Origin of the sequence: Pseudomonas asiatica (assembly GCF_009932335.1) — a bacterium.
Classification (GTDB): domain Bacteria; phylum Pseudomonadota; class Gammaproteobacteria; order Pseudomonadales; family Pseudomonadaceae; genus Aquipseudomonas; species Aquipseudomonas asiatica.
The window spans coordinates 587,251-613,561 of record NZ_BLJF01000003.1 but is presented as its reverse complement, the minus strand read 5'-3'; the positions used below and the strand labels follow the sequence as shown (position 1 = coordinate 613,561).

At 62.4% G+C, this 26,311-nt stretch carries 17 protein-coding genes; 11 read left to right on the top strand and 6 right to left on the bottom strand.

Annotated elements, in window-relative coordinates; translation table 11 throughout:
* Positions 1-78 precede the first annotated feature (78 nt).
* From secB to GYA95_RS25340, 3 genes are read right to left on the bottom strand one after another with little or no spacing between them, the layout of a single operon-like run.
* Positions 79-564 carry a protein-export chaperone SecB gene (gene secB, locus GYA95_RS25350; RefSeq protein ID WP_013974581.1) on the bottom strand — a complete coding sequence of 162 codons (486 nt, stop codon included), beginning with the start codon at positions 562-564 and terminating at the stop codon, positions 79-81.
* Positions 565-603: 39 nt separating this feature from the next.
* The gene (grxC, locus tag GYA95_RS25345) at positions 604-858 is read right to left on the bottom strand and encodes a glutaredoxin 3 (protein WP_003249204.1); all 255 of its coding nucleotides are present in this window, start codon (positions 856-858) and stop codon (positions 604-606) included.
* A 1-nt stretch (position 859) separates the two neighbouring features.
* On the bottom strand, positions 860-1,273 hold the full coding sequence (locus GYA95_RS25340) for a rhodanese-like domain-containing protein (RefSeq protein WP_003259887.1): 414 nt from the start codon (positions 1,271-1,273) through the stop codon (positions 860-862).
* A 206-nt stretch (positions 1,274-1,479) separates the two neighbouring features.
* Here GYA95_RS25340 and gpmI point away from each other — a divergent pair, with 206 nt between their 5' ends.
* The 4 genes from gpmI to GYA95_RS25320 all read left to right on the top strand — a co-directional run bounded on the left by gpmI (position 1,480) and on the right by GYA95_RS25320 (position 6,743).
* Positions 1,480-3,015, top strand: a complete 1,536-nt coding sequence (gpmI, locus tag GYA95_RS25335) for a 2,3-bisphosphoglycerate-independent phosphoglycerate mutase (protein ID WP_015272118.1) — start codon at positions 1,480-1,482, stop codon at positions 3,013-3,015.
* A gap of 231 nt (positions 3,016-3,246) precedes the next feature.
* Positions 3,247-4,551 carry a murein hydrolase activator EnvC family protein gene (locus GYA95_RS25330; RefSeq protein ID WP_015272119.1) on the top strand — a complete coding sequence of 435 codons (1,305 nt, stop codon included), beginning with the start codon at positions 3,247-3,249 and terminating at the stop codon, positions 4,549-4,551.
* 78 nt (positions 4,552-4,629) lie between these two features.
* Complete coding sequence (locus tag GYA95_RS25325; protein WP_015272120.1) at positions 4,630-5,946, top strand: S41 family peptidase; 1,317 nt, start codon at positions 4,630-4,632, stop codon at positions 5,944-5,946.
* A gap of 8 nt (positions 5,947-5,954) precedes the next feature.
* Positions 5,955-6,743, top strand: coding sequence for a divergent polysaccharide deacetylase family protein (locus GYA95_RS25320; protein WP_015272121.1), 789 nt, complete (start codon positions 5,955-5,957; stop codon positions 6,741-6,743).
* Here GYA95_RS25320 and GYA95_RS25315 read toward each other — a convergent pair.
* Positions 6,727-11,373, bottom strand: a complete 4,647-nt coding sequence (locus GYA95_RS25315; RefSeq protein WP_102059418.1) for a dermonecrotic toxin domain-containing protein — start codon at positions 11,371-11,373, stop codon at positions 6,727-6,729. The two genes, GYA95_RS25320 and GYA95_RS25315, sit on opposite strands and share 17 nt — an antisense overlap.
* A gap of 120 nt (positions 11,374-11,493) precedes the next feature.
* Positions 11,494-13,440: a BCCT family transporter gene (locus GYA95_RS25310; protein WP_223998156.1), complete on the bottom strand. Its 1,947-nt coding sequence runs from the start codon at positions 13,438-13,440 to the stop codon at positions 11,494-11,496.
* Between the two features lie 533 nt (positions 13,441-13,973).
* Between GYA95_RS25310 and betI the strand changes: the two genes are divergently transcribed.
* The 7 genes from betI (at position 13,974) to trxC (ending at position 25,472) form a co-directional block, all read left to right on the top strand.
* A complete protein-coding gene (betI, locus tag GYA95_RS25305) occupies positions 13,974-14,630 on the top strand; it encodes a transcriptional regulator BetI (RefSeq protein ID WP_003259891.1) in 657 nt (218 codons plus the stop codon).
* A 39-nt stretch (positions 14,631-14,669) separates the two neighbouring features.
* A complete protein-coding gene (gene betB, locus GYA95_RS25300) occupies positions 14,670-16,142 on the top strand; it encodes a betaine-aldehyde dehydrogenase (RefSeq protein WP_015272124.1) in 1,473 nt (490 codons plus the stop codon).
* 78 nt (positions 16,143-16,220) lie between these two features.
* Complete coding sequence (gene betA, locus GYA95_RS25295; RefSeq protein ID WP_015272125.1) at positions 16,221-17,918, top strand: choline dehydrogenase; 1,698 nt, start codon at positions 16,221-16,223, stop codon at positions 17,916-17,918.
* Positions 17,919-18,182: 264 nt separating this feature from the next.
* On the top strand, positions 18,183-19,925 hold the full coding sequence (locus tag GYA95_RS25290; RefSeq protein WP_013974590.1) for a potassium/proton antiporter: 1,743 nt from the start codon (positions 18,183-18,185) through the stop codon (positions 19,923-19,925).
* Between the two features lie 35 nt (positions 19,926-19,960).
* Positions 19,961-23,269 (top strand): mechanosensitive channel MscK, encoded by a 3,309-nt coding sequence (mscK, locus tag GYA95_RS25285; RefSeq protein ID WP_015272126.1) that lies wholly within the window; start codon positions 19,961-19,963, stop codon positions 23,267-23,269.
* A gap of 180 nt (positions 23,270-23,449) precedes the next feature.
* Entirely contained in the window at positions 23,450-24,910 is a 1,461-nt protein-coding gene (selO, locus tag GYA95_RS25280; protein ID WP_015272127.1) for a protein adenylyltransferase SelO, read from the top strand.
* 127 nt (positions 24,911-25,037) lie between these two features.
* Entirely contained in the window at positions 25,038-25,472 is a 435-nt protein-coding gene (trxC, locus tag GYA95_RS25275) for a thioredoxin TrxC (protein WP_015272128.1), read from the top strand.
* Here trxC and GYA95_RS25270 read toward each other — a convergent pair.
* Entirely contained in the window at positions 25,469-26,242 is a 774-nt protein-coding gene (locus GYA95_RS25270; protein ID WP_013974594.1) for a ParA family protein, read from the bottom strand. The two genes, trxC and GYA95_RS25270, sit on opposite strands and share 4 nt — an antisense overlap.
* Positions 26,243-26,311 lie beyond the last annotated feature (69 nt).

The window sequence follows — 26,311 nt, the reverse complement described above, 5'->3', positions numbered from 1 at the left end:
GAGCTGGCTTGCCGGCGATAGGGCCGGAACAGGCCAACAAAAAAGGCGACCGAAGTCGCCCTTTTTCAAACGCAGCTATTACTGCACAGTCGGCGCTTCGCCGGCTTCCTGCATGCGCTGCATTTCTTGCGCGTACAGGGCGTCGAAGTTGACCGGCGACAGCATCAGGGCCGGGAACGAACCGCGGGTCACCAGGCTGTCCAGGGTCTCGCGGGCGTACGGGAACAGGATGTTCGGGCAGAACGCACCCAGAGTGTGGCTCATCGAAGCCGCGTCCAGGTTCTTGATCAGGAAGATACCGGCCTGCTGCACTTCAGCGATGAAGGCCACTTCGTCACCGTTCTTGACGGTAACCGACAGGGTCAGCACCACCTCGTGGAAGTCGCCTTCCAGGGCTTTCTGCTTGGTGTTCAGGTCCAGGGCAACGCTCGGCTCCCAGGTCTGGCGGAAGATCTGCGGGCTTTTCGGGGCTTCGAACGACAGGTCGCGCACATAGATGCGCTGCATGGAGAACTGAGGGCTGTTGTCTTCTGCAGCAGCGCCGTTGGTCTGTTGGTCAGTCATGGCAGATCCTTATCCTAATGTTTTTGAATGCAGTGCAAATCAGGCCGCCAGCAGCGCGTCGAGCTTGCCGGCGCGCTCCAGGGCATAAAGGTCATCGCATCCACCGACGTGGGTGCTGCCGATCCAGATCTGCGGCACAGATGTACGGCCGGCCTTCTGGCTCATCTCGGCACGAACCTGTGGCTTGCCGTCGACCTTGATTTCCTCGAAGGCCACGCCCTTGCTCTCGAGCAGGTACTTGGCGCGCATGCAGTAGGGGCAGTAGTCGCTGGAATAGACGATGACGGGCTTCATATCACTTCACCAGGGGCAGGTTATCGGCTTTCCAGCTGGAAACGCCACCGCTCAGTTTGGCGGCGTTGTAACCAGCCTTGAGCAGCTCGCGGCAGATGGTGCCGGACTGCTGGCCCATCGAGTCGACGACGATCAGGGTCTTCTCTTTGTGCTTGTCCAGCTCGCTCATGCGGTTGACCAGCTTGTCCTGCGGGATGTTCACCGCACCGACGATGTGACCGGCGGAGTATTCCTTGGTCGGGCGAATGTCGATGACCAGGGCTTTCTCGGCATTGACCAGGGCAGTCAGCTGGCCGTTGCTCAGGCTCTGGCCGCCGCGACGGATTTCGTTGACCAGCAGCGCGACCAGCAAAACAACGAAGATCGCCACCAGGATGTAGTGGTTTGTCGCAAATTGAATCAGGTTAGCAACCATCTGGGGTGTTCCACGCGATTGAAAATGCCGGCCAGTATACACAGGCCCTTATTGCCACCAAAGCCCGACGGGCCGGCCGGAAAGGTACCTTCATGTTGCCACATTGGCCACGCTGGTCAGGGAACAGGACGAATATTCGCCGCCGGTGGCGCATTTGCCCTAAAATGCGTGTCTTTATCATCTTTGAACAACCGTGAGTTTGATTGATGACGAGTACGCCCAAACCCCTGGTCCTGATCATCCTGGATGGCTTCGGCCACAGCGAAAGCCCCGAATACAACGCCATCTATGCCGCCAACACACCGGTCTATGACCGCCTGCGCGCCAGCCAGCCGCATGGCCTCATTTCCGGCTCAGGCATGGATGTCGGCCTGCCGGACGGGCAGATGGGCAACTCCGAAGTCGGTCACATGAACCTCGGTGCCGGCCGCGTGGTGTATCAGGATTTCACCCGGGTGACCAAAGCCATCCGCGACGGCGAGTTCTTCGAGAACCCGGTACTGACCGGCGCCGTGGACAAGGCAGCCAGTGCCGGCAAGGCTGTGCACATTCTCGGCCTGCTGTCCGATGGCGGCGTACACAGCCACCAGGACCACCTGGTAGCCATGGCCGAACTGGCCGCGCAGCGCGGCGCGCAGAAGATCTACCTGCACGCCTTCCTCGATGGCCGCGACACGCCACCACGCAGCGCGCAGTCGTCCATCGAACTGCTCGACGCCACCTTCGCCAAGCTGGGCAAGGGCCGCATCGCCAGCCTGATCGGCCGCTACTACGCCATGGACCGTGACAACCGCTGGGACCGTGTCAGCGCCGCCTACAACCTGATCGTCGACAGCGCTGCCGAATACACCGCCGACACCGCCTTGGCCGGCCTGGAAGCGGCCTACGCCCGCGACGAGAGCGACGAGTTCGTCAAGGCCACGCGCATTGGTGAAGCAGTCAAGGTCGAAGACGGCGACGCGGTGATCTTCATGAACTTCCGCGCCGACCGCGCCCGCGAACTGTCGCGCGTGTTCGTCGAAGCCGACTTCAACGAATTTCCGCGTGCCCGCCTGCCAAAACTGGCCGCCTACATCGGCCTGACCCAGTACTCGGCAAAAATCCCGGCCCCCGCCGCCTTCGCCCCGGCCAGCCTGAACAACGTGCTGGGCGAGTACCTGGCGAAAAACGGCAAGACCCAGCTGCGCATCGCCGAGACCGAGAAGTATGCCCATGTCACCTTCTTCTTCTCCGGCGGCCGTGAAGAGCCTTTCGAAGGCGAAGAGCGCATTCTGATCCCGTCGCCGAAGGTCGCCACCTACGACCTGCAGCCGGAAATGAGCGCACCGGAAGTTACCGACCGCATCGTCGAGGCTATCGAGCAACAGCGTTATGACGTGATCGTGGTCAACTACGCCAACGGCGACATGGTCGGCCATACCGGCGTGTTCGAGGCTGCGGTGAAGGCCGTCGAGGCCTTGGATGGCTGCGTCGGGCGTATCGTCGAAGCACTGGACAAGGTCGGCGGCGAAGCGCTGATCACCGCCGACCATGGCAACGTCGAGCAAATGGAAGACGAGTGCACCGGCCAGGCGCACACCGCGCATACCACCGAGCCGGTACCGTTCATCTATGTGGGCAAGCGCAACGTCAAGGTGCGTGACGGCGGCGTGCTGGCCGATGTGGCGCCGACCATGCTGAAGCTGCTGGAGCTGGAAAAGCCGGTGGAAATGACTGGTACCTCGATTCTGGTCGATGCCTGATTCGGTGCCAAAGGGAGCCGCTTTGCGGCCCATTCGCAGCACAAGGCTGCTCCTACAAAGGGCTCATGCAATGCCTGTAGGAGCAGCCTTGTGCTGCGAATGGGCTGCACAGCAGCCCCAATAACACATGAATTCCAGACAAACGCCCCTCTGCACCCGCAGCGAGGCGTTTTTTTTGCCCGCCCGCGCGGGCATACTAGGCCAGTCTCCATCCTTGGTACGCCAAACCCCATGCTTCGCGCCCTGATCCTCCTAGCCCTGTCTTGCCTGCTCAGCCCGGCCTTTGCCGATGAGCGTGCGCAGACCCAGCAGCAACTGGACGCCACCCGCCAGGACATTGCCGAGCTCAAGAAGACGCTGGGCAAGCTCCAGGAAGAAAAGGCCGGTGTGCAAAAGGACCTCAAAGCCACCGAGACCGATATCGGCAACCTCGAAAAGCAGGTGGAGGCCCTGCAGCAAGAACTAAAAAAGACCGAGGGCGAGCTGGAGCGCCTTGATACCGAGAAAAAAAAACTCCAGAGCGCCCGCGTTGAACAACAGCGACTGATCGCCATCCAGGCCCGTTCGGCCTACCAGAACGGCCGCGAGGAATACCTCAAGCTGCTGCTCAACCAGCAGAACCCCGAGAAGTTTGCCCGCACCCTCACCTACTACGACTACCTGAGCAAGGCGCGCCTGGAGCAACTGCGCACCTTCAACGAGACCCTGCGCCAGCTGGCCAACGTCGAACAGGAAATCGCTACCCAGCAGCAACAGCTGCTGGCCCAGCGCGCCGACCTCGACAGCCGCCGCCAGGCCCTGGAAACCGAGCGTGGCAAGCGCCAGCAGGTGCTGGCCAAGCTCAACAGCGACATGAAGGACCGCGACCAGAAGCTGCAATCGCGCGAGCAGGATCAGGCCGACCTGTCCAAGGTACTCAAGACCATCGAGGAAACCCTCGCCCGCCAGGCCCGCGAGGCCGAAGAAGCGCGCAAGAAGGCCTTGCTGGCCCAGCAGGAAGCGGAAAAGCGCCGCCAGCAGGAAGCCCTCGCTGCCGCTGCCGCTCGCGAACAGGCCCGCGAACCGGTGGAGCCACCGAAAAAGGCCCGCACCACCCTGGGCCCGCTGGTTTCCAGCGACGGCGCGAACTACGGCGGCGCATTTTCTGCCGCACGGGGAAAACTTCCCTGGCCAGTCAATGGTCGATTGCTGGCACGTTTCGGTGATGCCCGCGGCAGCGATGCCCGTGCCAAGTGGGACGGGGTGATGATCAGCGCCAACCCGGGCACTCAGGTACGTGCCGTGCACGGCGGGCGCGTGGTGTTCGCCGACTGGTTGCGCGGTGCCGGGCTTCTGGTCATTCTCGACCATGGCAACGGTTACCTGAGCCTGTACGGCCATAACCAGAGCCTGCTCAAGAGCGCCGGTGATATCGTCAAGGCCGGCGAGGCCATTTCCACCGTTGGCGACAGCGGCGGCCAGGACGCTGCCGGCTTGTACTTCGCCATCCGCCAGCAGGGCCGGCCTACCGACCCTTCGCAGTGGTGCCGGGGCTAGTCAAATTTCTACGGGGTAGCCCACGGGCTGCGCCGATGCTCCCCAGGGAGCGCTTACAGGATCAGGAGTTCGTTCGACATGCTGCACTCGCCTCGTCTCACCCAGCTGGCCCTGTCCATCGCCCTGGCGGTCGGCGCGCCCCTGGCCACTGCCGCGGAGCCGGCCAAGCCGGCCGCAGTACCGGCCACCGAGGTGACCGCCAAGGCGCCACTGCCGCTTGAAGAGCTGCGCACCTTCGCCGAGGTCATGGACCGCATCAAGGCGGCCTATGTGGAGCCGGTGGATGACAAGACCCTGCTGGAAAATGCCATCAAGGGCATGCTCAGCAACCTCGACCCGCACTCGGCCTACCTCGGCCCAGAGGACTTCCAGGAGCTGCAGGAAAGCACCAGCGGCGAGTTCGGCGGGCTGGGCATCGAAGTAGGCCAGGAAGACGGCTTCATCAAGGTGGTCTCGCCGATCGACGACACCCCGGCATCGCGTGCCGGCGTGCAGGCCGGCGACCTGATCGTCAAGATCAACGGCGCCCCGACCCGTGGCCAGACCATGACCGAAGCGGTCGACAAGATGCGTGGCAAGGTGGGCGAGAAAATCACCCTGACCTTGGTGCGTGACGGCGGCACCCCCTTCGACGTGACCCTGGCCCGCGCGGTCATCCAGGTCAAGAGCGTGAAGAGCCAGCTGCTGGAGAACGACTACGGCTACATCCGCATTACCCAGTTCCAGGTCAAGACCGGCGACGAAGTAGGCAAGGCCCTGGCCAAACTGCGCAAGGACAACGGCAAGAAGCTGCGCGGCGTGGTGCTGGACCTGCGCAACAACCCGGGCGGCGTGCTGCAGTCGGCGGTGGAAGTGGCCGACCACTTCCTGACCAAGGGCCTGATCGTCTACACCAAGGGCCGCATCGCCAACTCCGAGCTGCGCTTCTCGGCCGACCCGGCCGACGCCAGCGACGGCGTGCCACTGGTGGTGCTGATCAACGGCGGCAGTGCCTCGGCCTCGGAAATTGTCGCCGGCGCCCTGCAAGACCAGAAACGCGCCGTGCTGATGGGCACCGACAGCTTCGGCAAAGGCTCGGTGCAGACCGTGCTGCCACTGGCCAACGACCGTGCCCTGAAGCTCACCACCGCGCTGTACTTCACCCCCAACGGCCGCTCGATCCAGGCCCAGGGCATCGTCCCCGACATCGAAGTGCGCCCGGCCAAGCTCACCGCCGAAGCCGACACCGACAACTTCAAGGAAGCCGACCTGCAGGGCCACCTGGGCAACGGCAACGGCGGTGCCGACCGCCCGACCGGCAGCGGCAAGCGCAAGGAGCGCCCGCAGGATGACGACTTCCAGCTGAGCCAGGCTCTGAGCCTGCTCAAAGGCCTGAACATCACCAAGGGCGACTGATCCACTCCATGCGTTATCTGCTGTGTCTGCTGTTCTGCCTGATGGCAGGGGTCGCGCAAGCGGCGCCGGCCGGCAAGGCCTACATGAGCATCATCATCGACGACCTCGGCCAGAGCAGCGAGCGCGACAGCCGCACCTTGGCCCTGCCCGGCCCGGTAACCCTGGCGATCATGCCGGACACTCCGCATGCCACCACGTTTGCCCGGCAGGCGCACAAGGCCGGCAAGACAGTTATCCTGCACATGCCCATGGACCCGGCCACCGGCCCTTACGCCTGGCACCCGGGCACGCCCCTGCCGGAGCTTGCCCACCGCCTGGACACCGCCCTGGCGCAGGTGCCTTACGCAGTCGGTATCAACAACCACATGGGCAGCCGCATGACCGCCCAACCCGAAGCGATGGCCATGCTGATGGCCGACCTGCAACGCCGACACCTGTTTTTTGTCGACAGCCGCACCAGCGCTGCCACGGTGGCTGCATTCCAGGCTCAGGCCCAGGGCCTGGCACAGGTATCCCGCGATGTCTTTCTGGACAACGTACGTACGGTCGAGGCCATCGGCAGCGAATTGCAGCTCGGGGTCGAACTGGCTCGCAAACAAGGCTCAGCCGTGCTGATCGGCCACCCTTATCCGCAAACCCTCGAAGTGCTCGAACGCGAACTGCCCCGACTGAAGCGCCAGGGCGTAGAGCTGATCGGCCTGGAACAGATGATTGCCGAGCGGGGCAATCAGACGATGCCCGCGCATGCCAAGCACCATCCCACCGCCCCCGTTGGCCGACTCAATGGAAAGGAATGATTCCTCGGGCCTGTGCCAGAGTAAGGGCTCCCCTGTGCAATCGCTGTTTCGAGTCTGCAGCGGCCTTGCTACTCAAACGACGCTGGCTCCAGGTCTTGAGGTGACCCACCGTGAAATCCTCTGCAAACGCATCTGGCGAGCTGAAATGAAAGTGCGCAGCCCAGAGGTTCCGCTTGCTCGGTAGACGAACGATCCGGTATTCGTCAAAAGCGCTGCCACCCTGCATGGTGCGCCGTTCCACATATTCGACCTGTATCAGGCGCTTTCCGTGGAGATACTGCAAACCTTCGGCCGACGGATACTTGGTGTCGGTATAGAGCGTGGTCATCTGAAATGTTTTATCCGCCTCCAACTTGTCCAGATCCACTTCCAGCGTCCTGATCAGCTTGTCGTTTCCTCCGGCATCACGCACCACACTGAGTGCCTGATTCAGCTTTTCCAGATGCTGATCGAACAACTGCTTGAGCAACGCCCCTTTGATGTCGTGCTTGACATAGTCCTTGGCCTGCTCCCTGACTGCATCGCTCTCGTCCAGAAGCGCCTGTACCCACATGGGCAGGTCAGTTGGAGCGGCTTCGTCCGACAATGAAGGGCGCTTGCTTTCACGCTGTCGCCATTCCCCATCCACCAGGTCGAAGGTTGCCAGTACTTCTTCACTGAACGTCTCCCGCACTTCAACGATCTGGCTTTCGTCTATCGTCCTTTCCACCCCGATCATCAACTGCCCAGCAAGGTTGCGCACCACTCGCTGCTCTTCGGTAGACACCTTGTAGGGCCTGCGCTTTTGCGCGACCGTTCCACCCTCCTGCTCCGAGATCGCGGCAACCAGCCGCTGTCCTGCATCTTCCTTCAGTTGCTTTACATGGTTGCGATACCGCTCGTGCATCACGGGTTCGATCAGTTCGCCACCTTCACGGAGAATGCGGGCACTGTTGAGTAATGCGGCAGAGTACTCATCCCATGCCTCTTGCAGGATCACGATGCGGTCGTCTGCCGTCAGATTGGCGAAGTCAAGCTCCCCATGAGTCTCTGCGGCATTGCGCAAGGCCGTGCTGACCAGTTCGTCACGGTAGCGGGCGACTGTCTGGAGGCCGCCGGGAGCATTGAGGTGCAAGGCCAGGTCTGCCAGGTTCTGCACCTGATGGAAGCGCATCTGCACGGTCGAAAACGGTCTTTCGTCGATCAGATGCCCCACTGTGCGATGGTCACCAGGGGGGTTGGAAGGTATGACAAGCTCAACCGGCGACTCGGCCAGCAAATTGTCCAGGTGCACTCGTATGGCAAGCATGCGGTCCTGATACTCAGCCACATGCTCCAGCTTGATACGAAACGCAGCATATTGTTCGCCGACTTCAGCCAATGGCTTACCATCAATAGCCCGTTGCAGCGCGGCAAGTTGCGGATAGTCCGTAAGGCTCCAGAGCTCGTTGTAAACGAAGACACAATCGCGAATCAGCTCTGTGCGAGCATTCTCTTCATGCTTGGCAACAGGCTTATCCAACCCATCTTTTTGGCGTTGCCCGGCATATTTGGGTTCCGCCATCGTGATCAACAGCTTTAGCTGTTCGTCTTCCTTGCCAATGGCCTCTTCAAGCAGCGAAACGATTTGCTCACGCTGCTGGGCGATACTTTCCCGCGCATCCATCGCTCGTTGTTCATACTGCGCGGTCAGTGACCGGAGAGCTGTCGTATCGGTACCTGCCGGGGCCGAATTCACATCCTCCTGCGCCTTTGCCTTCAACGCGTCCATTTTGACGAGGCTCTGGTGCAAAGCCATCATCTGCTGACTCGCTGCCTGAACCGTCGACTTCAACTTCGGGATTTCCGCATCCAACTGGACGACGCGGTCGTAAAGTTTCTTGAATCGGACCGATACCGAAGTTCTGGGGCTGGGAGCCCCTCCTGCAAGGCGCAATTTCGTATCCACCCGCCAAGCCCCGTCGACAAATGCCAACCAGGGCCCGTAACCGCCAGTCGCATCGACTACCCGAACTCCCTCAGCCAGCAACTCCACGCTATAGAGGTCACCAGCCATGGCCGCGTAGTAGTTCTTATCGATCTGGTACAGGCCTTCACCATCGCCCGCTGTCAAAGGCTTCAACCCATTGACAGAGACGCTGGAGCGCATGGCTTGCAACCTTTGCCGCTGTTGCGCGGGCAGCCAGTTGAACCCATGCTGGCCGCGCCAGGAAAAGTCCAGCACCTGGCTGCCCAGTTCGCCCAGCGTGCCTTCCGGTTCTTCACGCGCCTCGATAGCTAGTTCGGCAAACGCGCCGTTTTGCCGGTCAGGTCCTTCGAACAGTGAAACATCAGGCAGCCGCCTTGTGGGCACTGTCTCCTGCTTCGGTTGATGGGCATGCAGCAGCGTCATCCCGAGGTTGAGCAACAAGTCGGCCACTGCAGCAGACCGATCGAACTCACCACCCTGCTCCAACGCGGTCAAGTCGTTTTGCAGCGAAGCCAGAAACTGTACCAACCAGGCCACAGACGCGACCGGACCGCGTATCGCCTGAGTCACCACATCGAACAACAGCCAGGCGCCTTCGCACAGGAGCTGCCAGCGGCTCTCGGCGTCAGATACCGATTCCAGCCCTGCCAGCTCGACCAGCAGATCTCGATTGGCCTGGTAGATTTTCTCGTCAACCTTGTTGCGCCACAGCTTCAGGTCGAGCATCGCCGGCTCCGGCTTGGCCGGGAGCGTATAAGGGTCGATACCAATACTCACAATGTGCGGCTCGCTGAAACCACCCTCTGCATATACGTCGCGCGCGGTCGGGTCGATCCAGTCAAGAATGCTCTCTTGGAAGAGAGCCGACTCACGAATATGTGCAAGCAAGGCCTCAAGGCTTGCGTACTCGCGAACCGTGTCCTGTCGATATAGCGGGCGGTACACCAGAACCTTTGCCGGCTCGGCGCAGAACAGCAAGTACATGCCGCGCACAGTGTCTTTCTTGCGCGAATGGCGGCTGCGCCTGAAAGCCAAGGGGATCAGTGACATGCGCGGAACCAAGGGGTCCTGATGACCTGCGCAAAAATCGACCACGCACTGTAAACCCACCTCGGAGACTTTAGCGTCGAGCCTGGCCGAAATGGCGCTGGAAAGAAACGCGCTTCGCCACTCCCTGCCCAAAAGCTCGACGCGCTCGGCACGCATGGCCTGATCATCCAACTGTCCGGCAACATAGGCCGGGTAGCGGCCACCAATGTCTACCTGGGTGACCAATCGCTTCGCTGCATCGGCATTCAGCCACTTCGGAAGCTTGATGCTCTTCTGATGGCGGACCTGCTTGATGTACGCGCCCTTGAGCGAAGCAAGGTTACCAATGGCGAATTCGGTAAGCGACTTGGTGCCCACGAACGCCAGTGGCTCGCCACCGCCGGCTCCAGTCGCAGCGCCACCAGGCACACCCCGGGCGATGTACAGGTCAAGAAGCACCTGATCTGGAGAAATTTCGTCCCCGTGCTCGCTTTTTATCTGCTCGGTCAGTTGCTGCGCGGTATACGCCGTCAATGACTGGATGCCGTCCAGCACCGAAACACCTCCGGCATCCAGTTGGTCGAGGGAGAGTTGCAACAACGCGGCGCGACAGGCAAAGCTGTCCTGCGGGGCGCTGGCCCTGAGCCCCGGCGGGGCTACGGTGGCTGGCGTGTCGTCTTCGTAGCGCACGAACCAGGCCGCCGGGTCGCTCAGCTCGGCAAAACGTTGCTCCAGCGAAGCCACATCCGCCAAGCCACTGAAGCGCATCTGGTCGAAAGCCAGGAACATGGACTCAAGCAACAGCGAAACCTGTTGGGCAAAGACGTTGCCCTCGACCGGCTGACGCGTCCACGACAGGCTTTGGAAGCTGTAGTGCCGCGCCAGTTCGTTGCGCAGCGCGTTACCGAAATCGATCAACGAGGCGAAGCTGCGCGTGATACCGGACGGGGCGCACCAGAGCACCACTTGCCGCTCATCGTAATCGGCAGTGACCAGCAGGTGACTGAGCATCTGGTCGTATTGAATCGACCCACAAGTCAGGCTGGCTTTGACGAAATAGACCGAGGGCTGGGCAGCGCCACCGCGGATCAACCCGCGGATGCAGGCCTGCTCCTGAACATCCAGCCCTTGCAGTGGCAGGCCGCGCAAAAGCGTAGTCTTGAGCAGTAATTGCAGCCACTGGTCACGGCTCACTCCCGCACTGCCCTTGTCACTCCAGTACTTGAGCTGTGCCTCGCAGAACAGCCGTGGCAACCGTTGCACCAGTTCGTCGAGTGCATCGGACAGGCCGCTCAGTTGACGGGTGTCGAACGCGCTGTCCGAGCCAGGAAAACGGTATGAGGAGGTCAATGCAAGATTGTGATGCCGCTCACCGACAGGCTCGATGTCCAGCGGCTGTGCTTCGAGCAATGCCTGGAGCACACGGTCGACCAGCGGTTGCGTGGTCCAGTAAGGCGTGCTGGGGTCGGGACTATCCAGCATGAGAGGGTCGGCGTTGGACAGCGCCGGCTTCACAAAGGCAAGCCAGGACAGCTTCTCCTGCAGCACGGTCCACAGCTGCTCGCTGGTCACCTGCCGCAATGTTGGCCGACCACTGAACTGACTGGCTGCAGCGTACTGAAAATCGAATGTGGGAATAACGGAACGTTTCATAAAGCATGCCTCCGGAAGAAAACCGGCAGGCTGAAGCAAACTTGTCCGTTACCCGGGCTAATTATTGCTTGCCCATGAAAAAGGCCCTGCGTCCTGCAGGGCCTCCTCACCGCTCAAGAATCAGCTGTACACACGCCCCAGCAACTGGCGGTGGCTTTCGAACTGGTCCAGCACATCACGCACGATCTGCTCCGGCGCAAAGCCCATCAGGTCGTACTCCTGGCTGCCATCGTGCAGGTATACCTCGGCGCGGTAGAAGCGCTGGCGCACCTCCGGCTCACCTTCCACCGGCGCTTCGCTCGGCGCGGCCAGGTAGCCATCCAGGCTCACTTCATAGACGAACGGGTTGCCCTCTTCCATCATCACCCGCAGGCCCATCATGTTGCGCGACTGGCCAACCCGGGTTTCCACCTCGAAGCCCAGGGTCTGCAACTGCGCGGCAGCTTCTTTCAGCGCCGGGCTGACCTGCTTGTCCATGAAGCGCTGTACAACGGCCTGGGTCGGCTGCAGCTCCAGCTGGGTCAGGCGCTCGCTGAAGCCACGACGGCCACGTGCGGCCAGCTCGGCACGCTCCTGCTCCACCGCCACGTCCTGCTTCATGGCCTTGTACAGGCCGAACATGAACAGCACCAGCACCACCGAGAACGGCAGACCCGCCAGCACCACCATGGTCTGCATGGCTTCGAAGTTACCGGCGAAAAGTAGGCCGATGGTGACCAGGGTGATGACCACCGACCAGAACACCACCATCCAGTGCGGGGCGTCTTCGTCGACCTTGCCACCTTTGCACGACAGGTTGGCCATCATCACCGCGCCGGAGTCGGCCGGGGTGAGGAACAGCACGAAGCCGACGAACACCGCTACACCGATCACGATCTTGGCCGCCGGGAAGTATTCCAGCAGCTGGTAGATCGACATCGACGGCTGTTCAAGGGCGGTCTTGCCCAGTTCCACGGCGCCTTGGTTGATCACCAGGTCCAGCGCGGTGTTGCCGAAGATCGACAGCCAGGCCAGGGTGAAGCCCAGCGGGATCAGCAACACGCCGCTGACCAGCTGGCGCACGGTGCGACCCTTGGAGATACGGGCAATGAACATGCCGACGAACGGGCCCCAGGAAATCCACCAGGCCCAGTAGAACACGGTCCACAGGCCCAGCCAGCGTTCGGACTTGCCAGCTTCGCCTTCATATACGTAGAGGTCGAAGGTTTTCAGCACGATGCCGTTGAGGTAGTCACCGATGTTCTGCACGAAGCCGTTAAGCAAGTGCAGGGTTTCGCCGCCCAGCAGGACGAAGATCAGCAAGCCGCTGAACAGCACGATGTTGAGGTTGGACAGGCGGCGAATGCCGTTTTCCACACCCGAGACCGCCGCCACGGTGGCGACGCCGGCCATGACCAGGATCACCACCAGCAGGTTGGTCTTGCTGTGATCCATGCCGAACAGGTATTCCAGCCCGGAGGCCACCTGCATCGAGCCGATGCCCAGGTTGGTCACCAGGCCCAGCAGGGTTACGAACATGCCGAAGATGTCCACGGCATTGCCCGCAGCACCCTTGACCCAACGCTCACCGACCAGCGGGTACAGCGCCGAGCGCAGGGCCAGTGGCTGATTGTGGCGGTAGGCGAAGTAACCCACGGCCAAGCCGACCAGGGCGTAGATCGCCCAGCCGTGCAAACCCCAGTGCAGGAAGGTCAGCTGCAGGCCCTGACGCGCTGCGTCGAGGCTGGCAGAAGTGCCTTCCGGTGGGTTGAAGTAGTGGTCCAGCGGCTCGGAGGCGCCGAAGTACAACAGCGAAATGCCGATACCGGAGGAGAACAGCATGCCGGCCCAGGCGCCATAGCTGAAGTCGGGCTGGTCATCCTTGCCGCCAAGCTTGAGCTTGCCGTAGTCGGAGAAGGCCAGGTAGATGACGAACAGCAGGTAACCGCCGATCACCAGCATGTAATACCAGCCGAAGGTGCGCGTCAGCCATTTCTGGGCCACGCCCAGCACTTGGCCGGCGGTTTCGGGTACAGCGATAAGCAAGGCAGTCAAAACGAGAATCATCAGCGCGGAGGTGAAGAACACCACGCGGTTGACCCGTACCCTCTCGGCCGGAGGGTTGGTAAGTGAGGCAGAACTCATTGCACGAATGCTCCGGGCAGTGCGGCTGTGGAGGCTAATCAGTCTTTCCCGAGCAATTGGTGGAATATCCCCACTGCATCAGGTGTTATAAAAGCACCCTTGGAAACCGTGATCCCGAATCGATACGTTGCAAAAAACAGACAGGTGGCCTGCTGCAAATGCCACGCCTCAGCTGAGGTGCGCGCATTGGTCACAGATCACCCCGCCCGCTCCAAGGGCCCGCCGCAGGGTCCATGACCGCACGGCAGAATCTGCATTTCGCATCGCTCATGCCCGTCAACGCCTTGTATTCAGGGGGTTACGCGATTTCCTGGGGTGTCAATCCGTGCCTTCTCGACCGCCTTAAAAACTGTCAATGGCACAAATTGTCGCAGAGCTTATTCTTTATTGATTGAACGTTCAATCAAAACAAAATAGACTGGCCTTCGCCGAGTCAGCCGCCCGTCGTCTGCTCGCAGGCCTGAGGAGAACGCAAGATGCCCAAGGTCGGTATGCAACCCATCCGCCGCCAGCAGTTGATCGAAGCCACGTTGCAGGCGGTCGATCAGGTCGGACTGGGTGACGCCAGCATTGCGCTGATTGCCCGTTTGGCCGGTGTGTCGAACGGCATCATCAGTCACTACTTTCGGGACAAGAACGGCCTGATAGCAGCGACGATGGGTTACATCATGAACATGCTCAACGAAGGTGTTAGAGCACGTCGCCAGGCCCTGACGGACGACAGCCCGCGCGCCCACCTGAAAGTGATCATCGAGGGCAACTTCGATGCCAGCCAGGTAAACGGCCCGGCGATGAAAACCTGGTTGGCCTTCTGGGCTTCCAGCATGCACCAGCCCGATTTGCACAGGTTGCAGCGGATCAACGACCACCGCTTGTATTCCAACCTGTGCTGCCAGTTCCGCCGCGCGCTGCCGCTCTACCATGCGCGCAAGGCAGCCCGCGGCCTGGCAGCTTTGATCGACGGCTTGTGGCTGCGTGGCGCCCTGTCGGGTGATGCATTCGACACCGACCAGGCGATACGGATTGCTTACGAATACATGGATCTACAACTGGCTAAACAGCACACCCTGGGTACAAACGACCAGGCCGCTGAACAACCGCGCACGGCCCTTGCCAACCCAGCAGGAGCGTGACGCGCAAGCCAAACCACACACTGCACTTGCGAGGACACTATGGCCCGTTTCGGAACGCAAAAACTCTACATTGATGGCGCTTACGTCGACGCTGGCAGCGATGCCACCTTCGAAGCCATCAACCCGGCTACCGGCGAAGTCCTCGCCCACGTGCAACGTGCCACCGAGGCTGACGTCGAGAAGGCCGTCGAAAGCGCCGAGCGAGGCCAGAAGGTCTGGGCCGCGATGACCGCCATGCAGCGTTCGCGCATCCTGCGCCGCGCCGTCGAGATCCTGCGCGAGCGCAACGACGAGCTGGCCATGCTGGAAACTCTGGACACCGGCAAGTCGTACTCGGAAACCCGCTACGTCGACATCGTCACCGGCGCCGACGTGCTGGAGTATTACGCTGGCCTGGTTCCGGCCATCGAAGGCGAGCAGATCCCGCTGCGTGAATCGTCCTTCGTCTACACCCGCCGCGAGCCGCTGGGCGTGACCGCCGGTATCGGTGCCTGGAACTACCCGATCCAGATCGCCCTGTGGAAATCCGCCCCGGCCCTGGCCGCCGGCAACGCGATGATCTTCAAGCCGTCGGAAGTCACCTCGCTGACCACCCTGAAGCTGGCCGAGATCTACACCGAAGCCGGCTTGCCGAACGGCGTGTTCAACGTCCTGACCGGCAGCGGCCGTGAAGTCGGCACCTGGCTGACCGAACACCCACGCATCGAAAAAGTCTCCTTCACCGGCGGCACCACCACCGGCAAGAAGGTTATGGCCAGCGCCTCGAGCTCGTCGCTCAAGGAAGTCACCATGGAGCTGGGCGGCAAGTCGCCACTGATCATCTGCGCCGACGCCGACCTGGACAAGGCCGCCGACATCGCCATGATGGCCAACTTCTACAGCTCGGGCCAGGTTTGCACCAACGGCACCCGCGTGTTCATCCCGGCTGATATGAAAGCTGCCTTCGAGGCCAAGATCGTCGAGCGCGTTGCCCGCATCCGCGCTGGCAACCCGGAAGACGAAAACACCAACTTCGGCCCGCTGGTCAGCTTCCAGCACATGGAAAGCGTGCTTGGCTACATCGCCAAGGGCAAGGAAGAAGGCGCACGCGTGCTGTGCGGTGGCGAGCGTCTGACCGCCGGTGATTTCGCCAAGGGTGCATTCGTGGCCCCGACCGTGTTCACCGACTGCACCGACGACATGACCATCGTCAAGGAAGAGATCTTCGGCCCGGTGATGAGCATCCTCACCTACGAAACCGAAGAAGAAGTCATCCGTCGCGCCAACGACACCGAGTACGGCCTGGCCGCCGGTGTCTGCACCAACGACATCACCCGCGCTCACCGCATCATCCACAAGCTGGAAGCCGGTATCTGCTGGATCAACGCCTGGGGCGAATCGCCGGCCGAAATGCCGGTCGGTGGCTACAAGCAGTCGGGCGTCGGCCGTGAGAACGGCGTCAGCTCGCTGGCTCAATACACCCGCATCAAGTCGGTCCAGGTCGAGCTGGGCGGCTACAACTCGGTCTTCTAAGGCCCTGTCCAGCCACGCCCGTGCCTCAGCGCACGGGCGTTCCTGCTCCCTGAACACCGCCAACACGAGGGTACTTTCATGTCCCAAGAATTCGATTACATCATCGTCGGTGCCGGTTCGGCCGGTAACACCCTGGCGACCCGCCTGACCGAAGACGCAGGCGTCACCGTATTGCTGCTGGAAGCCGGTGGCCCCGACTACCGCTTCGACTTCCGCACCCAGATGCCAGCAGCCCTGGCCTTCCCACTGCAGGGCCGCCGCTACAACTGGGCCTACGAGACCGATCCGGAGCCGTACATGGACGGCCGCCGCATGGAATGCGGTCGCGGCAAAGGCCTGGGTGGCTCGTCGCTGATCAACGGCATGTGCTACATCCGCGGTAATGCCCTGGACTTCGATGGCTGGGCAGAACTGCCAGGCCTGGAAGACTGGACCTATCTGGACTGCCTGCCGTACTTCCGCAAGGCCGAAACCCGCGACATCGGCCCGAACGACTACCACGGTGGCGAAGGCCCGGTCAGCGTGACCACGCCGAAAGCCGGCAACAACCCGCTGTTCCACGCCATGGTCGAAGCCGGCGTGCAGGCCGGTTACCCGCGCACCGAAGACCTGAATGGCTACCAGCAGGAAGGCTTCGGCCCGATGGACCGTACGGTGACCAAGAACGGCCGCCGCTCCAGCACCGCCCGTGGCTATCTGGACCAGGCCAAGAAGCGCCCGAACCTGACCATCGTCACCCACGCCCTGACTGACCGCGTGCTGTTCGACGGCAAGCGCGCCATCGGCGTGACCTACCTGGTCGGTGACAGCGAAGAGCGCGTTGAAGCCCGTGCCCGCAAGGAAGTCATCGTCAGCTCCGGCGCCATCGCTTCGCCGCAGCTGTTGCAGCGCTCCGGCGTTGGTCCGCGCGCCCTGCTGGAAAGCCTCGACATCCCGGTGGTGCACGATCTGCCAGGCGTTGGCGAAAACCTGCAGGACCACCTGGAGCTGTACCTGCAGTACGCCTGCACCCAGCCGGTGTCGCTGTACCCGTCGTTGCTGTGGTGGAACCAGCCGGCCATCGGTGCCGAGTGGATGTTCAACGGCACCGGCATCGGCGCCAGCAACCAGTTCGAGGCCGGTGGTTTCATTCGTACCCGCCCTGAATTCAAATGGCCGAACATTCAATACCACTTCCTGCCAGTGGCCATTAACTACAACGGCTCCAATGGCGTGAAGGAACACGGCTTCCAGGCACACATGGGTTCCATGCGCTCGCCTGCCCGCGGCCGCATCCAGGCCAAGTCGAAGGACCCGCGCCAACACCCGAGCATTCTGTTCAACTACATGTCCACCGAGCAGGACTGGCAGGAATTCCGTGACGGCATCCGCCTGACCCGTGAAATCATGGCCCAGCCGGCACTGGACCCGTACCGTGGCCGTGAGATCAGCCCCGGCGCGCACGTGCAGACCGATGAAGAGCTGGACAAGTTCATCCGCGAGCACGCCGAAACCGCCTTCCACCCGTCCTGCTCGTGCAAGATGGGCACCGACGACATGGCGGTGGTCGACGGCGAAGGCCGCGTGCATGGCATGAAGGGCCTGCGTGTGGTCGATGCGTCGATCATGCCGCTGATCATCACCGGTAACCTCAACGCCACCACGATCATGATCGCCGAGAAAATCTCGGACAAGATCCGTGGCCGCAAGCCGCTGCCGCGCAGCACTGCCAAGTACTACGTGGCGGGCGATGCACCGGTGAAGGGCAAGCCGATGCGTGAAATCAAGCAGGCGTAAACTGCACCGGCCCTTTCGCGGGCATGCCCGCTCCCACAGGACTCTCACAGAACTTGAGATTTGTGATTCACCTGTGGGAGCGGGCGCGCCCGCGAAGAGGCCCACCCAGGCAACACCCGAAAAGGCACCCACCGCGGTGCCTTTTTTTCATCTGCAGAAACGCTTTACAGCCTGCCAATTCATCAGGTTAGAATCATTTGGCACGCGACCTGCTAGCGTCATGCTATCAAGTCCCCTCCCCCGCGGTCCCCGGAGTACCTGCCTTTGGATGCAAGCACCATCAACAGCCTGTTCCTGATCGGCGCATTGCTGGTGGGCGCAAGTATCCTGGTCAGTTCGCTGTCGTCGCGCCTGGGCATCCCTATCCTGGTCATCATCCTTGCGGTCGGCATGATCGCCGGCGTCGATGGTGGCGGCATCATCTTCAACAACTATCCGACCGCCTACCTGGTGGGCAACCTGGCTCTGGCCGTGATCCTGCTCGACGGTGGCCTGCGCACACGGGTGGCGAGCTTCCGCGTGGCGCTGTGGCCGGCGCTGTCGCTGGCCACCATCGGCGTAATGATCACCACCGCCCTCACGGGCCTGGTCGCCGCCTGGCTGTTCGACCTGAGCCTGATCCAGGGCCTGCTCATCGGCGCCATCGTCGGTTCCACCGACGCTGCGGCGGTGTTCTCGCTGCTCGGCGGCAAAGGCCTGAACGAGCGGGTCACGGCCACCCTGGAGATCGAGTCGGGTAGCAACGACCCGATGGCAGTTTTCCTCACCGTCACCCTGATCGACATGATCGCCAGCGGCCAGACCGGCCTGCACTGGAGCCTGCTCACCCACCTGCTGCGCGAATTCGGCATCGGCGGGCTGGTGGGCCTGGGCGGCGGCTGGCTGATGCTGCAACTGGTCAACCGCATCAAGCTGGCTGGCGGCCTGTACCCCATCCTGGTGATCGCTGGCGGCCTGGTGGTGTTCTCGCTGACCAACGCCCTGCATGGCAGCGGATTCCTTGCCGTGTACCTGTGCGGCCTGGTGCTGGGCAACAAGCCCATCCGCAGCCGCCACGGCATCCTGCACATGCTCGACGGCATGGCGTGGCTGGCGCAGATCGGCATGTTCCTGGTGCTGGGGCTGCTGGTCACGCCCCATGACCTGCTGCCCATCGCCCTGCCGGCGCTGGGCCTGGCGCTGTGGATGATCCTGGTAGCGCGCCCGCTGTCGGTGGTCGCCAGCCTGTTGCCGTTCAAGGCCTTCCACGGCCGTGAAAAGGCCTTCATTTCCTGGGTCGGCCTGCGCGGTGCGGTACCGATCATCCTCGCGGTGTTCCCGCTGATGGCCGGCCTGCCGGACGCCCAGCTGTTCTTCAACCTGGCCTTCTTCATCGTGCTGGTGTCGCTGCTGGTGCAAGGCACCAGCCTGCCGTGGATGGCCAAGCTGCTGAAAGTGACGGTACCGCCAGACCCGGCGCCGATCTCCCGTTCGGCGCTGGAAGTGCACATCACCAGCGAGTGGGAAATGTTCGTCTACCGCCTGGGTGCCGAAAAATGGTGCATCGGCGCCGCCCTGCGCGAGCTGAAGATGCCCGAAGGCACGCGAATCGCCGCGCTGTTCCGGGGCGAGCAACTGCTGCACCCGTCCGGCAGTACGGTACTGGAAGTAGGCGACATGCTCTGTGTGATCGGCCACGAGCACAACCTGCCGGCCCTGGGCAAGCTGTTCAGCCAGGCGCCACAACGTGGCCTCGACCTGCGTTTCTTCGGCGACTTCGTGCTCGAAGGCGATGCCGAACTGGGTGCGGTGGCAGCGTTGTACGGTCTGAAACTCGACGGCCTGGACGCGAAAATGCCACTGGCCCAGTTCATCCGACAGAAGGTCGGAGGCGCTCCAGTAGTAGGTGACCAGGTCGAATGGCATGGCACGATCTGGACCGTGGCCACCATGGACGGGAACAAGATTCAGAAAGTAGGCGTCAGATTCCCCGAAGGAACGCGACCCGGACCAGGATTGTTCCTCTAAACTTCGTTTCTGCCGGATCCACAAGTAGTCTGCCTATGTCCCTGCGCGTGTACCTCCGCACAGCCCTGTTCGGGCTGTGCCTGTCTCTCTCTTTTGCAGCCACGGCAGCAGAAGCCCCGACCACCGCCAGCATCCAGAACAGCCTCGACAAGATCGCCGAGCGCAAACTGCCCGAGGCCGAGCAGAAAGCCCTGCAGCAGGTGCTGGAGCAAACCCTCAGCCTGCTCGCCAGCAAGGAAGACAATGAGAAGAAACTCGCCGCGCTGAAGCAGGAGCTGACCGGCGCGCCGAAAGAAACCAGCGACAGCCAGCGCGAACTGGCCAGGCTCAAGGAAACCAAGCCACAGCCGGTAGCCCAGCGTTATGCCGCCCTTTCCGTGCCGCAACTGGAGCAGATGCTCAGCGAGCGCAGCACCCTGCAGGGCGAGCTGCAGAAGGCGTTGTCCGAAGCCAACAGCCTGATCATCAACTCGCAGACCCGCCCGGAACGCGCCCAGGCCGAAATCAGCAACAGCCAGGCGCGCACCCAGCAGATCAACAGCATCCTCAAGACCGGCAAGGACGCCGGCAAACCGATCAACACCGACCAGCGCAACCAGTTGAATGCCGAACTGGCCTCGCTCAACGCGCTGACCCTGCTGCGCCGCCAGGAGCTGGCCGGCAACAGCCTACTGCAAGATCTGGGCAACGCCCGCCACGACCTGCTGATCGAACGGGCCGCGCGCCTGGAGCAGGAAATTCAGGACCTGCAGACCCTGATCAACGACAAGCGCCTGGCCCAGTCCCAGGAAGCGGTCACCCAGCAATCGATCGAGGCCCAGAAAGCCGGCGGCAGCAGCCTGCTGGCCACCGAAAGTGCGGTCAACCTCAAGCTTTCCGACTACCTGCTGAAAAGTACCGACCGCCTCAACGAACTGACCCAGCAGAACCTGCGCACCAAGCAGCAACTGGACAGCCTGACCCAAGCCGACCAGGCGCTGGACGAGCAGATCAACGTGCTCAAGGGCAGCCTGCTGCTGTCGAAGATCCTCTACAAGCAGAAGCAGACCCTGCCGCACCTGAAGGTCGATCGCGACCTGGCCGACCAGATCGCTGACACCCGCCTGTACCAGTTCGAGGTCAACCAGCAACGCGAGCAGATGAGCAGCCCGGTCACCTACGTCGACAAGCTGCTGGCTGCCCAACCACAGGAAGATGTGACACCACAGCTGCGCAAGGCCCTGCTGGAAGTGGCGATTACCCGCAGCGACCTGCTGGAGCGGCTGAACCGCGAGTTGTCGGCACTGCTCAACGAATCGATCACCCTGCAGCTCAACCAGAAGCAGCTGCTGGGCACCGCCCAGAGCCTGCGCACCACCCTCGACGAGCAAATGTTCTGGATCCCCAGCAACAAGCCGCTGGACTGGGACTGGCTGCGCTATGTGCCGGAACGCCTGGCCGACCAGGTGGCCAACTTGCCGTGGGGCTCGGGCCTGAAGGAGCTGGGCGACGGCCTGAGCCAGCGCCCGTTGCTGTTCCTGCCGCTGCTGCTGGTGATCGGCGCCCTGCTGTGGCGGCGCAAATACCTGTACCAACGGCTGGGCAAGGTGCACCAGGACATCGGCCACTTCCGCCGTGACAGCCAGTGGCACACGCCCCAGGCGATCCTCATCAACATCCTGCTGGCAATGCCCGTCAGCCTGGGCCTGGCCCTGTGCAGCTACGCCCTGCAGATCGACGCCCGCGGGCAGAACGCCAACCTTGGTGCAGCCCTCTGGCAACTGGCCCAGGCCTGGCTGGTGTTCTACACCGCCTACCGCATCCTCGCCCCGGGCGGAGTGGCGGAAATCCACTTCCGCTGGCACAAGCCGCAGGTCGAGTTCCTGCGCGGCTGGGTGCGCCGCCTGGGCACCGTGGTGCTGGCACTGGTCGGTGTGGTGGCGGTGGCCGAGCATCAGCCTTCGGCGCTGGCCGATGATGTGTTGGGTATCGGCGTGGTACTGACCTGCTACGCACTGATGGCCTGGCTGCTCAGCCGCCTGCTGCTCAGCAGCCCGGCGCACCGCGATACCTCGCTGTTCCGCAAGGCCGTGGGTGTGGCCTTCACCGCCCTGCCCATCGCCCTGTTCGTGGCCGTGTGCTTCGGCTACTACTACACCGCGCTGAAACTTACCGACCGGCTGATCTATACCTTGTACCTGCTGCTGTTCTGGCTGGTGATCGAAGCCGCGTTCGTACGTGGCCTGTCGGTGGCGGCACGGCGCCTGGCCTACCAGCGCGCGCTGAGCAAGCGGGCGGCGGCCAAGGAAGGGCTGGATGGCGAAGTCATCACCGAAGAACCAGCGCTGGACATCGAACAGGTCAACCAGCAGTCACTGCGCCTGATCCGCCTGGCCCTGCTTGGCGGCTTCATCGCGGGCCTGTACTGGGTGTGGTCGGACCTGATCTCGGTGTTCGCCTACCTCAACAACTTCGTCCTCTACGAATACACCAGCGGCACCGGCGCCGCCGCCAGCATGGTGCCGATCAGCCTCGGCGACCTGCTGGGCGCACTGGTAATCGTCGGCATCACCTTTGCCCTGGCCGGCAACTTGCCGGGCCTGCTGGAAGTGCTGGTGCTGTCACGCCTGAACCTGGCCCAGGGCAGTGCCTACGCCACCACCACGCTGTTGTCGTACACCATCGTCGGTATCGGTATCGTCAGCACCCTGTCGACCCTGGGTGTCAGCTGGGACAAGCTGCAATGGCTGGTGGCCGCGCTGTCGGTGGGCCTGGGCTTCGGTATGCAGGAGATCTTCGCCAACTTCATCTCCGGCATCATGATCCTGTTCGAGCGCCCGGTACGGATTGGCGACACCATCACCATCGGCAACCTGTCGGGCACGGTGAGCAAGATCCGCATCCGCGCCACCACCATCACCGACTTCGACCGCAAGGACATCATCGTCCCCAACAAGACCTTCATCACCGGCCAGCTGATCAACTGGTCGCTGACCGACACGGTCACCCGGGTAACGCTGAAGCTGGGCATCGACTATGGCTCCGACCTGGACCTGGTGCGCGACCTGCTGCTCAAGGGTGCTCACGAAAACCCACGCGTGCTCAAGGACCCGGAGCCGATCGTGTACTTCCTCAACTTCGGCGAGAGCTCACTGGACCACGAGCTGCGCATGCACGTACGCGACCTGGGCGACCGCAACCCGACGCTGGACGAGATCAACCGCTACATCAACCGCGAGTTCAAGGCGCACAACATCAAGATCTCGGTGCGCCAGGTCGAGGTGTTTCTGATGGATCCGAAGGGCGGCAAACAGCAGCTGATTCCGGTGGAGCAGCCGAAACCGGATGGCACTCACCCTGTGTGAGTGGACTCCATAGAGCATGAACGCCCAGAATGCCTGCGAGGGCTTCGCCCTCGATCGCCGGCAAGCCAGCTCCCACAGTGACCGTGCCGCACCCAAGCCCTGCACATCCCCTGTGGGAGCTGGCTTGCCGGCGATGGGCCGCAAAGCGGCCCCCTAGGTACCGACTTCCAGGAGCAGCCCGTGAAAGCCCTCGACCAACTCACCTTCGACAATCGCTTCGCCCGCCTGGGCGACGCGTTCTCCACCCAGGTCCTGCCCGAACCCATCGCAGACCCACGCCTGGTGGTAGCGAGCGAGTCGGCCATGGCGCTGCTCGACCTCGACCCAGCCCAGGCAGAGCTGCCGGTTTTCGCCGAGCTGTTCAGCGGCCACAAGCTATGGGAAGAGGCCGACCCGCGGGCGATGGTCTATTCCGGCCATCAGTTCGGCTCCTACAACCCACGCCTGGGTGATGGCCGCGGCCTGCTGCTGGCCGAAGTGCTGAATGACCAGGGCGAGCACTGGGACCTGCACCTCAAGGGCGCCGGCCAGACGCCCTACTCGCGCATGGGCGACGGCCGCGCCGTGCTGCGTTCCTCGATCCGCGAGTTCCTCGCCTCCGAGGCTCTGCACGCCCTGGGCATTCCCAGCAGCCGGGCACTGTGCGTGATCGGCTCGAGCACCCCGGTTTGGCGCGAAACCCGCGAAAGTGCGGCCATGCTCACCCGCCTGGCGCAAAGCCATGTGCGCTTCGGGCATTTCGAATACTTCTACTACACCAGGCAACCAGAACAGCAGCGGGTGCTGATCGACCATGTGCTGGAGCAGCACTATCCGGAATGCCGCGACGCCGAACAGCCCTACCTGGCCATGTTCCGCACCATCGTCGAGCGCAATGCCGAGCTGATCGCCCGTTGGCAGGCCTATGGTTTCTGCCACGGGGTGATGAACACCGACAACATGTCGATCCTCGGCATCACCTTCGACTTCGGCCCGTACGCCTTCCTCGACGACTTCGACGCCAACTTCATCTGCAACCACTCCGACGACCGTGGCCGCTACAGCTACGCCAACCAGGTACCGATCGCTCACTGGAACCTCAGTGCGCTGGCCCAGGCGCTGACCACGGTGATCGAAGTCGAACCGCTCAAGGAGGCGCTGGGCCTGTTCCTGCCGCTGTACCAGGCACACTACCTGGACCTGATGCGCCGCCGCCTGGGCCTGACCACCGCTGAAGAAGACGACATGGCGTTGGTCGAGCGCCTGCTGCAGCGCATGCAGAGCGGTGGTGTGGACTACAGCCTGTTCTTCCGCAAGTTGGGCGATCAGCCCGTGGCCGAGGCGCTGAAGATGGTGCGTGACGATTTCATCGACCTGGCCGGTTTCGATGCCTGGGGGGCGGACTACCTGGCCCGCTGCGAGCGCGAAGCGGATAATGTCGAAGGACGGCGTGAGCGCATGCATGCGGTGAACCCGCTGTATGTGCTGCGCAACTACCTGGCACAGAAAGCCATCGAAGCGGCCGAAGCGGGGGATTACAGTGAAGTGCGACGGCTGCATCAGGTGTTGAGCAAACCGTTCGAGGAGCAGGCCGGGATGCAGGGCTATGCCGAACGCCCGCCGGAATGGGGCAAGCACCTGGAAATCAGCTGCTCATCATGAATCCTGGGACCGCTGCGCGGCCCATCGCGACACAAGGCCGCTCCTACAAGGGTACGCGGACTCCTGTAGGAGCGGCCTTGTGTCGCGATGGGCTGCAAAGCAGCCCCAAAAACCTCAAGGAAACGACATGTCCGAACCACTGGTAATCCCCTGCCCCCACTGCAACGGCCTCAACCGCCTGCCCGCCGAGCGCCTGGGCGACGCGCCGAAATGCGGCCGCTGCAAACAGGACGTGCTGCTGAGCACTCCCTTCGAACTCACCGAAGCCAGCTACGCCAACCAGATCAAAGGCGACCTGCCACTGCTGGTCGACATCTGGGCCGACTGGTGCGGCCCGTGCAAATCCTTCGCCCCCACCTTCGAACAGGCCGCCCGCCAACTGGCCGGCCGCTGCCGCCTGGCCAAGCTCGACAGCGAAGCCAACCGCAACCTGGCCGGGCAACTGGGCATCCGCTCTATCCCCAGCCTGCTGCTGTTCAAGAATGGCCGTGAAGTCAGCCGTCAGGCCGGGGCGTTTCCACTCCAGTCGTTGCTGGAGTGGTTGCGTAGCCAGGGGGTTTAAGCGTTCTCTTCTAGTAGCGAATGCAACTCGACAAACTGCTGGGTCAGCTTGTGCCTGGGCTCCAGGTGAATCAGCGGAAGGCTGGCATGGTGCGACTCACGCATCTTCACCGAGCTGCCCAGGTACACCGGTAGCACCGGGAGCCCTTCGGCCAGCAGCTCGTCGAGCATCTGCTGTGGCAGGCTGGCACGGGACTGGAACTGGTTGACCACGATGCCTTCGACCACCAGGTCTTCGTTGTGGTCGTCCTTGAGCTCTTCGATCTCAGCCAGCAGGCCATACAGTGCCTGGCGCGAGAAGCTGTCGCAGTCGAAAGGAATCAGCACGCGATCGGCGGCGATCAGTGCGGAAACCGCATAGAAGTTCAGCGCTGGCGGTGTATCGATGTAAATGCGCTCGTAGTCCTCGTCCAGTTCGTCGAGCAACTTACGCAGCTTGTTGATCTTGTGCTTCGCCTCAAGCTTCGGCTGCAGATCGGCCAGCTCGGCCGTGGCGGTGACCACGTGCAAGTTGTCGAACGGGGTTTCGTAGATATCGACCTGGTTCTTCTTGCTGAACGGCCCGCTGGACAGGCTTTGCTTGAAGAAGTCGGCGATACCCATGGGGATATCGTCGCCGGTCAGGCCAGTCAGGTACTGGGTCGAGTTGGCCTGGGCATCCAGGTCGATCAGCAGGGTCCGATAACCTTCGCTGGCGCTCACAGCCGCCAGGTTGCAAGCGATGCTCGACTTGCCCACACCACCTTTCTGATTGAACACCACGCGCCGCATGATTGACCTCCGTGTATCAACGAATGCCCGAGTATGTGGCGCCGCTGCGGCAATGACCAGTGCCATTTG

What these genes read in the sequence shown, in the direction of transcription:
- secB (WP_013974581.1), bottom strand. Translation starts at nt 564, where the DNA reads ATGACTGACCAACAGACCAACGGCGCTGCTGCAGAAGACAACAGCCCT.
- grxC (WP_003249204.1), bottom strand. Translation starts at nt 858, where the DNA reads ATGAAGCCCGTCATCGTCTATTCCAGCGACTACTGCCCCTACTGCATG.
- GYA95_RS25340 (WP_003259887.1), bottom strand. Translation starts at nt 1,273, where the DNA reads ATGGTTGCTAACCTGATTCAATTTGCGACAAACCACTACATCCTGGTG.
- gpmI (WP_015272118.1), top strand. Translation starts at nt 1,480, where the DNA reads ATGACGAGTACGCCCAAACCCCTGGTCCTGATCATCCTGGATGGCTTC.
- GYA95_RS25330 (WP_015272119.1), top strand. Translation starts at nt 3,247, where the DNA reads ATGCTTCGCGCCCTGATCCTCCTAGCCCTGTCTTGCCTGCTCAGCCCG.
- GYA95_RS25325 (WP_015272120.1), top strand. Translation starts at nt 4,630, where the DNA reads ATGCTGCACTCGCCTCGTCTCACCCAGCTGGCCCTGTCCATCGCCCTG.
- GYA95_RS25320 (WP_015272121.1), top strand. Translation starts at nt 5,955, where the DNA reads ATGCGTTATCTGCTGTGTCTGCTGTTCTGCCTGATGGCAGGGGTCGCG.
- GYA95_RS25315 (WP_102059418.1), bottom strand. Translation starts at nt 11,373, where the DNA reads ATGAAACGTTCCGTTATTCCCACATTCGATTTTCAGTACGCTGCAGCC.
- betI (WP_003259891.1), top strand. Translation starts at nt 13,974, where the DNA reads ATGCCCAAGGTCGGTATGCAACCCATCCGCCGCCAGCAGTTGATCGAA.
- betB (WP_015272124.1), top strand. Translation starts at nt 14,670, where the DNA reads ATGGCCCGTTTCGGAACGCAAAAACTCTACATTGATGGCGCTTACGTC.
- betA (WP_015272125.1), top strand. Translation starts at nt 16,221, where the DNA reads ATGTCCCAAGAATTCGATTACATCATCGTCGGTGCCGGTTCGGCCGGT.
- mscK (WP_015272126.1), top strand. Translation starts at nt 19,961, where the DNA reads ATGTCCCTGCGCGTGTACCTCCGCACAGCCCTGTTCGGGCTGTGCCTG.
- trxC (WP_015272128.1), top strand. Translation starts at nt 25,038, where the DNA reads ATGTCCGAACCACTGGTAATCCCCTGCCCCCACTGCAACGGCCTCAAC.
- GYA95_RS25270 (WP_013974594.1), bottom strand. Translation starts at nt 26,242, where the DNA reads ATGCGGCGCGTGGTGTTCAATCAGAAAGGTGGTGTGGGCAAGTCGAGC.